Source organism: Dorea sp. 210702-DFI.3.17 (genome assembly GCF_020560825.1).
Taxonomy (GTDB): domain Bacteria; phylum Bacillota; class Clostridia; order Lachnospirales; family Lachnospiraceae; genus Dorea; species Dorea formicigenerans.
In genome coordinates this window covers 23,440-37,176 of sequence record NZ_JAJCNB010000027.1, presented here as the reverse complement: position 1 = coordinate 37,176, position 13,737 = coordinate 23,440, and the positions used below count along the sequence as shown (strand labels likewise).

The 13,737-nt window shown below is 42.9% G+C and carries 14 protein-coding genes; 2 read left to right on the top strand and 12 right to left on the bottom strand.

The genetic code is table 11. From position 1 onward, the window contains the following. Positions 1–423 precede the first annotated feature (423 nt). From LI149_RS11735 to LI149_RS11690, 10 genes are all read right to left on the bottom strand, one after another. Positions 424–1,050 (bottom strand): ABC transporter ATP-binding protein, encoded by a 627-nt coding sequence (locus LI149_RS11735; protein ID WP_117495535.1) that lies wholly within the window; start codon positions 1,048–1,050, stop codon positions 424–426. A gap of 68 nt (positions 1,051–1,118) precedes the next feature. Continuing rightward, the gene (gene rsmI / locus LI149_RS11730) at positions 1,119–1,955 is read right to left on the bottom strand and encodes a 16S rRNA (cytidine(1402)-2'-O)-methyltransferase (protein WP_227143384.1); all 837 of its coding nucleotides are present in this window, start codon (positions 1,953–1,955) and stop codon (positions 1,119–1,121) included. 12 nt (positions 1,956–1,967) lie between these two features. Continuing rightward, positions 1,968–2,708 carry a tRNA1(Val) (adenine(37)-N6)-methyltransferase gene (locus tag LI149_RS11725; protein ID WP_117606215.1) on the bottom strand — a complete coding sequence of 247 codons (741 nt, stop codon included), beginning with the start codon at positions 2,706–2,708 and terminating at the stop codon, positions 1,968–1,970. After that, a complete protein-coding gene (locus LI149_RS11720) occupies positions 2,698–3,609 on the bottom strand; it encodes a stage 0 sporulation family protein (RefSeq protein ID WP_005335051.1) in 912 nt (303 codons plus the stop codon). The genes LI149_RS11725 and LI149_RS11720 overlap by 11 nt, the downstream gene beginning before the upstream one ends. A 4-nt stretch (positions 3,610–3,613) precedes the next feature. Continuing rightward, positions 3,614–4,603, bottom strand: a complete 990-nt coding sequence (gene holB, locus LI149_RS11715) for a DNA polymerase III subunit delta' (protein WP_005335050.1) — start codon at positions 4,601–4,603, stop codon at positions 3,614–3,616. Further along, a complete protein-coding gene (locus tag LI149_RS11710; protein WP_005335048.1) occupies positions 4,590–5,177 on the bottom strand; it encodes a guanylate kinase in 588 nt (195 codons plus the stop codon). The genes holB and LI149_RS11710 overlap by 14 nt, the downstream gene beginning before the upstream one ends. Continuing rightward, a complete protein-coding gene (locus LI149_RS11705) occupies positions 5,170–6,681 on the bottom strand; it encodes an aminotransferase class I/II-fold pyridoxal phosphate-dependent enzyme (protein WP_173785402.1) in 1,512 nt (503 codons plus the stop codon). Before LI149_RS11705 ends, LI149_RS11710 begins: the two co-directional genes overlap by 8 nt. Before the next feature lie 2 nt (positions 6,682–6,683). Further along, on the bottom strand, positions 6,684–8,033 hold the full coding sequence (locus LI149_RS11700; protein ID WP_005335044.1) for a glucose-6-phosphate isomerase: 1,350 nt from the start codon (positions 8,031–8,033) through the stop codon (positions 6,684–6,686). 160 nt (positions 8,034–8,193) lie between these two features. Continuing rightward, on the bottom strand, positions 8,194–9,222 hold the full coding sequence (locus LI149_RS11695; RefSeq protein WP_227143383.1) for a hypothetical protein: 1,029 nt from the start codon (positions 9,220–9,222) through the stop codon (positions 8,194–8,196). A gap of 141 nt (positions 9,223–9,363) precedes the next feature. Further along, positions 9,364–10,056 carry a 5'-methylthioadenosine/adenosylhomocysteine nucleosidase gene (locus LI149_RS11690; RefSeq protein ID WP_227143382.1) on the bottom strand — a complete coding sequence of 231 codons (693 nt, stop codon included), beginning with the start codon at positions 10,054–10,056 and terminating at the stop codon, positions 9,364–9,366. Between the two features lie 300 nt (positions 10,057–10,356). Between LI149_RS11690 and LI149_RS11685 the strand changes: the two genes are divergently transcribed. Then, the gene (locus LI149_RS11685) at positions 10,357–10,599 is read left to right on the top strand and encodes a TIGR03905 family TSCPD domain-containing protein (protein WP_040015626.1); all 243 of its coding nucleotides are present in this window, start codon (positions 10,357–10,359) and stop codon (positions 10,597–10,599) included. 394 nt (positions 10,600–10,993) lie between these two features. Here LI149_RS11685 and LI149_RS11680 read toward each other — a convergent pair whose 3' ends face one another. Further along, positions 10,994–11,473: a DUF6147 family protein gene (locus LI149_RS11680; protein ID WP_227078455.1), complete on the bottom strand. Its 480-nt coding sequence runs from the start codon at positions 11,471–11,473 to the stop codon at positions 10,994–10,996. A 77-nt stretch (positions 11,474–11,550) separates the two neighbouring features. Beyond that, positions 11,551–12,426 (bottom strand): DUF4367 domain-containing protein, encoded by an 876-nt coding sequence (locus tag LI149_RS11675; RefSeq protein WP_227143381.1) that lies wholly within the window; start codon positions 12,424–12,426, stop codon positions 11,551–11,553. A 175-nt stretch (positions 12,427–12,601) separates the two neighbouring features. Here LI149_RS11675 and LI149_RS11670 point away from each other — a divergent pair, with 175 nt between their 5' ends. Continuing rightward, a complete protein-coding gene (locus LI149_RS11670; RefSeq protein WP_117613847.1) occupies positions 12,602–13,666 on the top strand; it encodes an undecaprenyldiphospho-muramoylpentapeptide beta-N-acetylglucosaminyltransferase in 1,065 nt (354 codons plus the stop codon). Positions 13,667–13,737: the final 71 nt, after the last annotated feature.

Below are 13,737 nucleotides of genomic sequence, written 5' to 3'. Positions count from 1 at the left end.
TCAACAAGTTCCTGCTGTTCAGATTTTTCAGTATTATCAATAATCTCAATCTCACTGTAAATGTTCCGGTTCAAATGTCATTTTTTCAATTTCATTTTCAAATTCAATCTGAATAGATGCTTCAAATGCCGGGTGCCATTCTATGATTTTTCTTTTGTCCATCTAATTCTCCTCTCATTATAATTTTTTTGGTACCTGTTTTCAATAGAACTTCCTACGTTTACAAGTTACATTTTTCATATCGGGTAATTGTTTCAGAATTCGAAACGCCGAAATGAACACCTTACGGCTTGAATATTCGGAGACTAGACTTCCTCCTGAATTGGACATATCATAGCATACTCTTCTCTAGAAGTAAAGCATTACATAGAAAAAGGTTGAAACCTAGATTCCAACCCTTTTTAATAATATATTTCTTTTATTTTACACCATCACTTTTCGTTTTCCCAATAGTGCCATCTCTTCCACATTTTTTGTAGCATACAGTATTGTAACTCCGGTTCTCTCCTGCAATTCCACCAGCTCCTGAGTCAACTGATTATGAAATTTGGGACTTACATTGCGAAGCGGCTCATCCATGAGGATTACATCTGGTTCCAAAATCATGGCACGCGCCAGCGCGGTCCGATGTTTCCACAGATCTGACAAGTTTTTTACTTTTGCAAATCGGACTTCTACAAGATCCAGAAGTTCCAGAACTTCCAGTGTCCGTTTTCCTATTTCTTTTTCATCTATGCCGCGAAGTCTTAAGCCCAGTTCTACATTTTCCAGAACTGTCATTCGTGGATACACAGTATAATTCTGAAAAATCATAGCAATTCCACGCTCCTCCGGTGGAAGACTGTTGACCAGCTTGTCTCCAATCCATATCTCTCCGTTTTTCACTTCATCAAGACCTGCGATCATGCGCATAACAGCACTTTTTCCACTCCCGGATGGGCCAGTCAATATTACAAATTCTCCGTCCTCAATCTGGAAATTTAAATCCTTTACTGCCTCATATCCATTCGGAAATGCGCGATCTACATGTTTTAATGTCAGACTTGCCATCTGATCAGCCCCTTTCTTTGTCTTCCCCTGACTACTGTAATTCAGGCTTTTTATCCATCATTACTTTTTTACAACAACGCCTGGTAAATGTCTCTCTTTCCGACTCCCCGGTCTTTCGCGACCATTTTCATTGCTTCTTTTTTCTGAATCCCCTGATCCATATAATAATCCATATGTTCCTGAATGGACATTTCTTCCCATTTCTGGCGTTCTTCTTCTATCTGTTCCTGACGGCTCTTACCCTCAATGACAAGCACGCATTCCCCTTTTGGTTCCTGCTCTTTATAATATTCCACTGCCGCACTGATCGTTGTTGCAAAGACGGTCTCATGCTTTTTCGTAAGCTCCCGGCAAATGCGGATTCTTCTGTCACCCAAGGTCGCAAGCAGAAGCTCTAATGTCCGGACCAGTCTGTGCGGTGCTTCGTAGATAATCATAGTTCTTGTCTCTTCCGTCAGTTCGTTCAGCACTGCCTGTCGTTCTTTTTTATCTGTCGGAAGAAATGCTTCAAACGCGAATCTTCTTGTGGACAATCCGGAAATGGTCAGCGCTGTGATGCAAGCTGCTGCCCCCGGAACTGCTGTCACAGTGATTCCTGCTTCCTGACACATTGCCACCAGCTCCTCACCCGGATCGGAGATTCCCGGTGTTCCCGCATCCGTGATCAGTGCAATATCTTCACCATTTTCCAAGTGCTCAATCAACGTATGCGCTTTTGCAATCTTGTTATATTCATGATAACTGGTCATCGGTGTGTGAATATCAAAATGATTCAAAAGCTTAATGCTATTGCGGGTATCCTCTGCTGCGATCAGATTAACTTCTTTCAAAATACGGACACAGCGAAATGTCATGTCCTCCAGGTTGCCGATCGGAGTTGCACACAGATATAATGTTCCTGACATATAATTCTCCTTTTATTTCATCCCGTACAATTTCAGTACTTCTTCCGTATACTCCCCGTCTTTCGTGTAGACTATGAGCGGCGGGTCTACGGCGAGGCGTGGTTTTCCGCCTTTGAGGCCTTCGATAAGAACCATGTTTGGCTCTTTGTCTGCATATGGGTGGACGAGACGCATGCGTTTCGGCTCGATTCCGTAATTGCACATTTTTGTAAAGATTTCCGGCAGGCGGAAAGGACGGTGCACCATGTAGAAACGTCCTTTCATTTTCAGTACTTTTGCACTTTCTCGCAGAAGATCATCTAATGTGCATAACGCTTCATGTCTTGCGATATACAAAGCCTCGTTATCATTTTTCAGGCCGTGTTCTCCAATCATATACGGTGGATTGGATACAATGACTTCATACGAATCATTTCCAAATATGTGACTTGCCTCTTTGATATCACCGGTAACGATATCTATCTTGTTCTCCAGCCCGTTGTGTGCCACGCTTCTTCTTGCCATATCAGCACTTTCTTCCTGAACTTCCAGACCTGTATAATGAAGTCCCGGATTCTTTGCTTCCAGTAAAATCGGAAGAATTCCGGTTCCGGTCCCAAGATCCAGTGCACGTTCCCCACGTTTTACTTTTGCATAGGAAGACAGAAGCACGGCGTCCATGCCAAAGCAGAACCGACCGGGCTTCTGTATAATCTCATAGCCCTTCACCTGGAGATCATCCAGGCGTTCATCGGGCTTCTTATTAGTCATCATTTAACTTGGAGGCGCCATTTTTCTCCTCCAGAGCTTTTAACTGTGCAAACTCCTCTTTCGAAAGCTTTGCATCTTTTTTCTTCTTTCTTGATTTGAATCTCAGCTCACCTGCCGGATATTCACGGATTTCTTTTTCATCGTTATCCAGCGTCACAATAACCTTTACAATCTGACGCAGTACGTGAACGGCCTGAACTTCACCATGAAGTCCTTCCGGCGTCGTCACATGATCTCCAACTCCCGGAAGCTGACGGTTCAGCTCTTCATAGGTCTCTTCTTCGTTAGTCAGACAGCACATCAGTCTGCCACAAACTCCGGATATCTTTGTCGGATTCAGAGACAGGTTCTGCTCTTTCGCCATCTTGATCGATACCGGTGCGAACTCAGACAGATACGTGTGACAGCAAAGTGGTCTTCCACAGATACCAATGCCTCCACGAATCTTCGTCTCATCACGGACACCAATCTGACGAAGCTCAATACGTGTACGGAACACGCTTGCCAGATCTTTTACCAGCTCACGGAAATCAATTCTTCCATCTGCGGTAAAGTAAAATAACACTTTATTATTATCAAATGTATACTCCGCATCTATAAGCTTCATTTCCAGACCGTGTTTACGGATCTTCTCTAAGCAGATGTTAAATGCTTCTTTTTCTTTTTCTCTGTTTTTCTCTTCTTTTTTGTAATCCTCTTCGTTTGCAATTCGAATCACAGATTTTAAAGGCTGTGTGATCTTGTCGTCTTCTACTTCTTTCGGACCTGTCACAACCTTTCCGAACTCAACACCGCGAGCCGTCTCTACGATGACACGGTCTTGAGGTTTAATCTCTAATTTCCCCGGTGAGAAAAAGTAGATCTTTCCCGCCTGACGGAATCTTACTCCGATTACTTTTGTCATAAATCTAGTTCTCCTTTATCGTCAGGAACAAAAGCTCCATGACCAGATCAAAGTTAACATTTGCTTTTAATCTGGCTTTTGCTTTGTCAAGGCTGTCCAGAATCGTCTCAATTCCTTCATAAGAACTGCGTCTTGCCTGCTCACGCATGCAGTCGATCTGATCTTTGAATACAACCTTATCTATTTCCCTTGTCGCTTTATATAACAAGACATCTCTGTACCATACCATGATCAGGTCAAGATAGTCGTTAATTTCAACTTTATAAAGAGTGCAGCGTTTCACTGCCTCCACAAGCTCACTGATATCCATCTCATTTATATGGCGCATCAGGTTCAGGACTTCGTCCTTGAGCTCATTAAAATGCTCGGAACCTGCCAGTTTGATAGCTTTCCCAAGGTTTCCCTGTGCAAATGCAGCGCAGACTTCAGCCTTGTAATCTGGTACTTCCATTCTCTCCATGAGATATTTTTTAATCAGTGCATCTTTGATGTAGCGAAGTTTTAACATGACACATCTGGAATTAATTGTCGGAAGCAATACGTCTGCATTTTCCGTCAGCAGAATAAATACTGCATACTGTGGCGGTTCTTCAATCGTCTTTAATAACGCATTCTGTGCCTGTACCGTCATAATATCAGCTTCCGGAATAATATAAACTTTATACGGGCCCTGATATGGCTTGATTGCAACTGTATTATTGATCTGTGTGCGCACATCATCGACTCCGATGGATCCCGGCTTCTCATGTGTCACCCAGATAATATCCGGATGGTTATTCGATTCTGCCTGTACACAGGAATGACATTTATTACATGGTTCTGGTCCATGTTCTTCACATAAAAGTGCCATGGCAAATAACTTTGCCAGCATCTTCTTTCCGGTTCCGCGCTCGCCATTCACAATGTACGCCTGTGATACCCGATTCTCGGCAACTGCATTCTGCAAATATTGAATTACATCTCTGTGTCCTACTACATCTTTAAAACTTCCCATATCGTATGTCCTCTATAATTTCATCTAAGCATCTTTTTTGGTCATCATTGTAATAACGCTTCTTTATTCCCGCAGCTCTCAGATGCTCCTCGGAAAAATCTTCCGTATCTGCGAGAAATCTTCTGCACATCTCCGCGTAACGTGGCACTTCCTGCTGCCGCTCTCTCGTAAGTGCACGGTTCAGCCGCTCGCCGTCCTCTACTTCGATGTACACCGGAACAAGATACGCCGCTCCGTAATATTTCTTTAACTTTCCATAGGACTCCAGCGTTCCGATCATCAGATAGTCGGATTCCGCCAGATTGACCTGTCCATCTTCTATTGTAGCATATTTCCATGCTCCGTGAACAGTATTATAAGTACGAAGTTCAACAACCTTTCCCTGTCTCTCGAAAATATGCATCTGTTCATCTGTTACAAAATGGTATTCGACGCCTTCTCTTTCACCTTCCCGCTTCGGTCTGGTCGTGTAAAGCGTCACTGTCTGAAGCATCGGCAGCTCTTGCTTGATCTTCCGGAATAATGTATCTTTTCCAGATGAACTCTTGCCCATTATATAATATATCTTACCCATGCGTCCATACCTCTATGTATCCTTCTTTTTCTACTCCCTGTATCTCATATGTTCTTTCCATATACCATTGAAAATGTTCCCGGATCTGCGCTGTGATCCGTTCCCCCGGCACCAGCATCGGGATCCCAGGCGGATAGAGATACGCGTACTCCGCGGAAATGTAGTCTTCGCTCTGTGTCAATGGCACAACCTGAAACCCATCTGCCCCTGCGTCTTTCATGCTGATGACCTGCGCCGGTGAATAGATTACTTCCGCCTGTGGCAGATGTCCCGGTTCTATATCGTAATTTTTTTCTTTCTTTTGCGATTTTTTGATTTCTTCCGGCACTATGTCTGAATCTACAGTGTTATAAGCCCCCTGTAAAGGTTTATATTTCTTATCCAACTCATAAATTGCTTTTATAAGCCGTTTCATTCCTTCATCGGTATCCCCGACCGAAGTCATGGCAATCACATAAGTCCCCGCGGCCATCTCCATTTGCAGGTGGTACTGATTTAATAAATCTTCCTGCAATTGAATACCTGTTGCTTCTGCACCATATGTATCCGCAAATCCTTTCGTAAGTCCTGCTACTGATAATACAAGCTTTGACTTATCATAATGTTTGGTCTCTGCCAGCCGGATATGTTCACATTTTCCAAGTTCTTCTCTACATCTCTTCAAACGCTCCACATACGGGTCAAAAACTTCCTCGCAGTGATGATCCAGCATCTCCATGCACTGATCGATTCCCGCCATCAGAATATAAGACGGACTGCTACTCTGTAACATATGCAGATATCGTCTCACCTTTTCCCGGTTCACCAGATTTCCATTCATGTGGAGAAGTGCTGTCTGGGTAAATGCCGGAAGTGTCTTGTGAACACTGTGGATCACAATGTCTGCGCCTTTTTGATTTGCATTTTCCGGAAAATAGGGATGAAAACCAAAATGAGCCCCGTGTGCTTCATCCACGATCAGCGGCAGTCCTTTTTCATGTGCGGCCTTTGCTATCTCGGCCACATCCGACACAATTCCATCGTAAGTCGGAGATACAATCATGACTGCTCGGATCTGTGGATACCGATTAAGGGCCCTCCTCACATCCTCTGCGGATATCTCAATATTCAACTGTAACTCTGAATCAAACCGGGGATAGAGATACACCGGATTCAACTCATTCATGTAGATTGCATGATAGACCGATTTGTGACAATTGCGCGCCACAAGAATCTGATCTCCTTTATTCGTCACACCCGCGATAGCACTCAGAATTCCAACTGTACTTCCATTTACCAGAAAATGTGTCTCATCTGCATGATAGATTCTGGCTGCCCGTTCCTGAGCCTCTTTCAGGATTCCTTCTGCATGATGAAGATCATCAAATCCTTCAATCTCTGTAATATCTACAGTATAAGGATCCGCATCCCAGGACATATGCATCTTACGCTTATGTCCCGGCATGTGAAATCCATAATAGTCAGAATCGCTATACGCTTTTAATTTTTCGTATATCGTTGCCATTCTTATAATCTCTTAAGAAGTTCTTCTCTTTCTTTTTCGTATCCTGGTTTTCCAAGAAGTGCGAACATGTTCTTCTTGTAGCTCTCAACACCCGGCTGATTAAATGGATTTACTCCAAGAATATATCCGCTGACACCGCATGCGAACTCGTACATATAGAATAACTGTCCAAGTGACTTCTCGTCCTGCGCCGGAATTGTCACTTTCAGATTCGGAACCTGTCCGTCTGTATGTGCAAGAATCGTACCATTCATAGCACTCTTATTTACAAAATCCATTGTCTTGCCTGCAAGGTAGTTCAGTCCGTCCAGATCCACCGGCTCCTCACCGATTGTGATCTGCTCTGTCGGCTCCTCCACTTCCATAACTGTCTCGAACATGATTCTGCTTCCATCCTGAATGAACTGTCCCATAGAGTGAAGATCTGTTGTAAGGTCTACAGATGCAGGGAAGATTCCTTTCTTATCCTTGCCTTCACTCTCTCCGAAGAGCTGTTTCCACCACTCAGATACATAATGCAGGCTTGGCTCATAATTTGCCATGATCTCAACCGCTTTTCCCTTACGGAGCAGAATGTTACGTGTTGCTGCATAGAGCATTGCGTCATTTTCCTCAAATGGATTCTCAAGTGCGAATTTTCTTCCTTCTGCTGCACCTTCCATCAGCTTGTCAATATCAGCTCCGCTGACTGCGATCGGAAGAAGTCCAACAGCTGTCAGTACAGAGAAACGTCCTCCAACATCGTCCGGTACTACGAACTCTTCGTATCCTTCCTCATCAGCAAGTCCTTTCAGAGCTCCACGAGCTTTGTCTGTTGTTGCATAGATTCTCTTAGCAGCCTCAGCTTTGCCATACTTCTTCTCCAGCATCTCCTTGAAAATACGGAATGCGATTGCAGGCTCTGTTGTTGTTCCGGATTTGGAAATGATATTAACTGAGAAATCTCTGTCTCCAATCACTTCGATCAGGTGTTTCAGATATGTACTGCTGATGCTGTTACCGGCAAAATAAATCTCCGGAGCTTTGCGGATCTCTTTTGATACTACATTATAAAAGCTGTGTCCAAGAAATTCGATTGCTGCTCTTGCGCCAAGATAAGATCCTCCGATACCGATTACTACCAGCACCTCTGAATCTGACTGGATCTTTGCAGCGGCTTTCTTGATTCTCTCGAACTCCTCTTTATCATAATCAACCGGAAGATCGATCCAGCCAAGGAAATCATTTCCTGCTCCCTCCCTTCCCAGGAGTTCAGCTTTTGCAGCCTCGGTAATCTTCTTCATAGATTCCATCTCATGTGCGCTGATAAACGCATCTGCCTTTGAATAATCAAATGTTACTTTACTTCCCATTGGACTCGTCCTCCTTATGCTACCCTTTACGTTCTAGTTCTTGTCTCGAAGAAATCTGTATAATTTTCTTCTTATAAATGTGACAGCTCACAGACAGTCCTTGTTTCACAAAACTAACTTTGAGCCGTTATCTATATTTTAACAAATCAGTCTCTTATTATCAAGCCATAAACTCCTCCAGGATTTCTCGGATACGCTGATTTCTGTTTGCCTCGTCCTGCGCCTTTGTCTCTTCCGATTCTATTGTTTTTTCTATTTTTTCTGTTTTACCTGGTTTTTGCGATATAGCTGTCTTTTTGACTTTCCGGTCATCTTCCACCTGCAGCGGTTCTGTCTTATACATCGCCCAAAGCAGACTGTCCATAGATCCAGGAAATTCCTGCTTTGGTTCCTGCTTCTTCTGATTCACAGATTCGTCTGGCAAGTTATCACCCTCTGCCCTTCCTGCATTTTCTGGCATTCTGGTATTCTTCACAATTCCTGTATTTTCTGGCATTCTAATATTCTCACCCATTCTCGCTTCTTCTGGCATTCTGGTATTCTCACCCGTTCTCTCTTCTTCTGGCATTCTGGTATTCTTCGTCATTCCTGCTTTTTCTTGTGTTCTGGCACTCACCGCTATTCTCGCTTCTTCTGATCTTGCCTCTTCTGCCAGAACTTCTTTCTTGTATGTTTTTTCATAGCGATGCTGATAAATATTTTCCAAGTAATCTACCATATAATTTCGTACTGCCTCCAGTCGGTACTCCTCATCCGTCAGCATATGTACCAAGAATACGATTAACGCCAGCGCCACGCCGGTTCCGCCGATCATAGCTGTCTGCTCTGTCGCCCCTTTAATCCGATAACTTATGATTGCACCGACTCCGCCAAGAATCAGACAAAGTCCGGCACCCGCCATCTGTAACCGCCGCCATGCATGGAGCCTGACTCCACCAACCCGGTATTCATAGAGATACTTGTCCACAAATACGCCTACGTTTTCCACCTTTTCACTGATCATACAGGTGTGCTCGAATTTCGCCCGCACAAGCCGCATCAACGGATGATTACTCTTCCCCATACTTTCCGCTGCTGCCACCAGCTTCCTAAGTGTTCTTCCAACGACCACCTTTGACACAACTCCGGCAAATGCACTCATTCCCATCAGTACATAGATCACATGTCTGTCTAACATTAATTCTAACATGATAAAAGCCCTCCTTTTGGCACCAATTATAATGGATTTTCCAAAAGAAGGGCGAAAAACCGTTCCCCATAAAGCGACATCTGCACACCGCAGATTATGGTATTTTTTCTTATATTTTATCGAATCATTTATTCTCTGGTTTTAAATCATCGGGAGCAATTCCTTTACAAGCGCCACGCTGTGGGCAATTGCCTGTTTTTCAAACTCTGGATAATCCATCGTTGCACTGTTGTCAGCTTTATCAGAAATTGCTCGAATGATGACATACGAAACTTTGTTAAGATAAGCGGCGTGCGCAATTCCGGCTCCCTCCATCTCTGTACAGAGAGCCTGAAAATTCTCCACGATACGTGCTTTCACTTCTCCGGAAGAAATGAACTGATCTCCACTTGCGACCCTTCCTGTAAATGTATGGATCTGCGGATTTGCTTTTTCATTTGCCTTCACTGCAAGCTCTACCAGATGCGGATCTGCCGGGAATGTGCGTGTATCCATTCTTGGCACCTGCCCGATTGCATCTCCAAATATGGTTGCGTCCATATCATGATGCACCGAATCTGTAGAAATCACCATATCACCAATGTCAATTCTTGCATCCAGGGATCCTGCAATACCTGTATTAATCAGCGTATCTACGCCAAATTTATCCACCAGGATCTGCGCGCAGATTGCCGCATTAACTTTACCGATTCCACTTCTTACAACAACCGCGTCCTTCCCACAAAGAGTTCCTTTATAAAATGTCATGGAAGCAAACTCTGTCATTTTAGCATCTGCCATCTCACTTTTCAGAGCTGCAACTTCCTCTTCCATTGCTCCAATAATACCTATCATCCGATTTTCCTCCTGCTATGCATTTTTACTGTGCGATTCCCGCACATATCCTTTATCCAACTGCCTTTTTCACTATCATTACAAACATTTCCTGTTATCCTGTACATTATCCCCTACCCCATGCACAAATGTCAAGCATTGATGCTCTTTACTGCACCTGTGTATTCCTCTTTGTATTCCTCTATGTACTCTTTTTCATATTATTGGAAATCTTAATTTTTCTTTACAAGTAGATTCTTCTCTGTTAGAATGGCTTCTGATATTCATATATCTGGTATAACACATAGGAGGGTATTTAACATGGATTATAAAACACATGGTGTCTGTTCCAGCATGATTCACGTAGAGCTGGACGGCGATAAAATCAAAGATGTGGATTTTGTAGGTGGATGCAACGGTAATCTTCAGGGAATCTCAAGCCTTGTAAAAGGAATGAAAGTGGAAGATGCCATCGAAAGACTTTCCGGAATCAAATGCGGTTCCAAAGCAACTTCCTGCCCGGATCAGCTTGCCAAAGCACTCCGCGAAGCAATCGCTCAGTAAATTGATTCAATTGCAAAGTAAGTCACATGGAAAAGGACACGCAGCTTTTAATAGCTTGCGTGTCCTAAAACTAAACTTACCTAAACTTACTTCTCTTGATTGTTATAATATTTTTTCTTTTAAATTTTCTTTGAACTGTCTCCAGTTCCTTCGCTCTTCCAAAGCCCTGCGAACCAACGTAAGGGCCATGAAATATGTAGATTGCTGTGGAAGAGCGTCTAATTGTTTCAATATTCAGTTGTTATTAAATTTCTAAAGTATTATGATCCAACCTACTAACTTTACCCGAAATTTGTTTTTAATTTGTTTTTCCCATCATTATAATGGCCTTGCCCACTAATCTGATTGTAATTATAAATTGTTAAATTCTTCTTTCTTTTCTACAATATCTTACTTACGGCTCCTCAATGTAAACTCCATTTGTGAAACTGCTGCTTTTATCTTCACCTGCGGAATGAACACATCGAACACGATAGTAATAGTCACCTTCTACATCCATGTATTTCTTAGAAGAAACACGATCAGCATTTTCTAAGAACTTATTCCAGGAATCATAAAAAGACCATTTTGTATCTTCTTCCTTAGCGCGTTCAATAATTACCCCAATTCCGATACGTTTTACCTCATGCGAAGCTAACGTTGTTCCTCCGGCATAGATTTCTCCTGGTCCCATCCGAACAATTTTGGAATATCCTGTCAGAAGATCTTCGCCTCTGGCAACTTTTTGATTATAGCCGATGGATTCTGCATCTGTTGTAAGTTTTGATCCGTCGATCACCTTCACGCTAGATGCCGCCTGTGTATCCGTCGATACTCCAAAGCTTAATCCTAAAGCCATAGCAAATACGCAGCATATGGACATACATCGTTTCATCTATCTACCTCCCATCTTTCTCTATTTAGGGTTCCCTATATAATAGACACATGAACTTCGAAAAACTGACGCGTTTTTTACAAAAAATACAAATTTTTTAAAATATTTTCCATTTCTTCCTTTGTCATCGTTCCTGTTAAGCAATAATACAGATTATTATATTTAAATTCTGCTTTATACCTGTTCGTCTCCGTTTCAGGTGTTTTGTATTCAGTCACTTCTATTGGAACACTTTCTTTAATATAATAATGACCTATAATCTCATCTTCATTATCTGCTCCTAATGACACTTCCCCATAAGAGGCACTAACCATAAATTCCGTTCTCTCTCCGTTGCACACATAGTCTAATTCGGCCACCTGAATATCTGTATCCAACTCCATCTTTACAAATTCCATGCCTTTTGGACGCCATATTATCTGAACTGACTCTATTCCAAACTCTTCCCCTATTTTCTCATATGCCTTCTCTTCATCTTCTTCCTCGATAATCTTATTCTTATCGCTGGAATCAACTTGAGAAACTTTTCTTCCACCTACAGAACTCTTCATAAACTGCAACATTCTCTCTGGTCCGCCAATGCTTGTCATTCCAACTGCCATTACGAGGATCAGCACTGCTGCCAGCGCTACAATTCTACGGATATTGCGTTTTTTCCGGCGCATTGTATAGATTTTCTTCTCCTCGCTCTGATTCTTCAACATCTCCCGTCCAAGGCGAAGTGCTTCCTGGTCTTCTTCTGAGAGTTTCGCATACGCATCTGTTCGCTTCATATCTTCAGAACGCTTTTCACGCTCACGGATTTTTTGATCCAGTGCATTTTTCATGCGAATCTTCAGCTCATTTGGAATCTCTTCATTATCGTTAAGTCCGACTTCTTCTTCAATCTGTTTCGCTTCTTTATTCAATTGATCTTTTAGGATTTCTTTCAACTGATCTTTTTTTTCACTCATAATCTACCTCTTAACGAAATCTATCCTCTCTTTCTCTTGACCAAATCTCTCGGGAACGTATAATATAATTATATGCCAAAGTTGAAAATCTTTCACTGTTTCGTAAAGTGTATACGAAGCAGAATTATCCGTACGGCATTCCTATTGTAACATATATTATCGAAAGGAGCTTTTTATGAAACGTATTATCTTAACCGGCGGCGGTACTGCCGGTCATGTTACACCTAACATTGCCCTGTTACCACGTCTTAAAGAATTACAATACGACATCCACTATATCGGCTCATATAACGGAATTGAGAAGGAACTTATCTCTCAATTCGGTATACCATATCATGGCATCTCAACCGGTAAACTCAGACGTTATTTCAGCGTCCAGAACTTCACAGATCCATTCCGTGTTATCAAGGGAATGGGTGAAGCACGTAAACTGATTAAGATTCTGGAGCCTGATGTTATATTTTCCAAGGGAGGTTTTGTCTCTGTACCAGTAGTCCTTGCCGGTAAGGGACAACATGTACCAGTCATTATCCACGAATCTGATATGACTCCGGGTCTTGCCAACAAGATTTCCATTCCTTCTGCAACGAAGGTCTGCTGCAACTTCCCGGAGACATTATCTTCTCTCCCGGCAGGCAAGGCTGTTCTCACCGGATCTCCGATCCGTCAGGAACTTTTAAGCGGAGATAAGTACCGCGCCAGAGAATTCCTTCACTTCACTTCCGACAAACCGGTCATTCTGGTTGTCGGCGGAAGCCTCGGTGCCGTTGCCGTGAACAATGCCATCCGTGCGATTCTCCCGGAACTTCTGAAAGACTTCCAGGTCATTCACTTATGTGGCCGTGGCAAGCTCGATCCTTCTTTGAACGGAACGGAAGGCTACGCACAGTTCGAATATATCAAAGAAGAATTACGTGACCTCTTCGCACTGACCGACATTGTAATCTCCAGAGCCGGAGCCAATGCTATCTGTGAGCTTCTCGCCCTGCACAAACCAAATCTTCTGATTCCGCTGTCTGCCAATGCAAGCCGTGGTGATCAGATTCTCAACGCCCGTTCTTTCGAGCGTCAGGGATTCAGTATGGTGCTTGAGGAAGAGGAACTTACGAACGAAACACTTCTCAGTGCAGTTCATGATCTCTATGATAACCGCGAGAAATACATCGATGCAATGAAGCATTCTTCCCAGCAGGATTCTATCGATACCATCATTGATCTGATCGAATCGGTAACTGCTTAGATACTTACAAAACCATCTGATTCTGACGCAGATATCTGATAGATGAAAACAGGTGTCATATCCGGCACCTG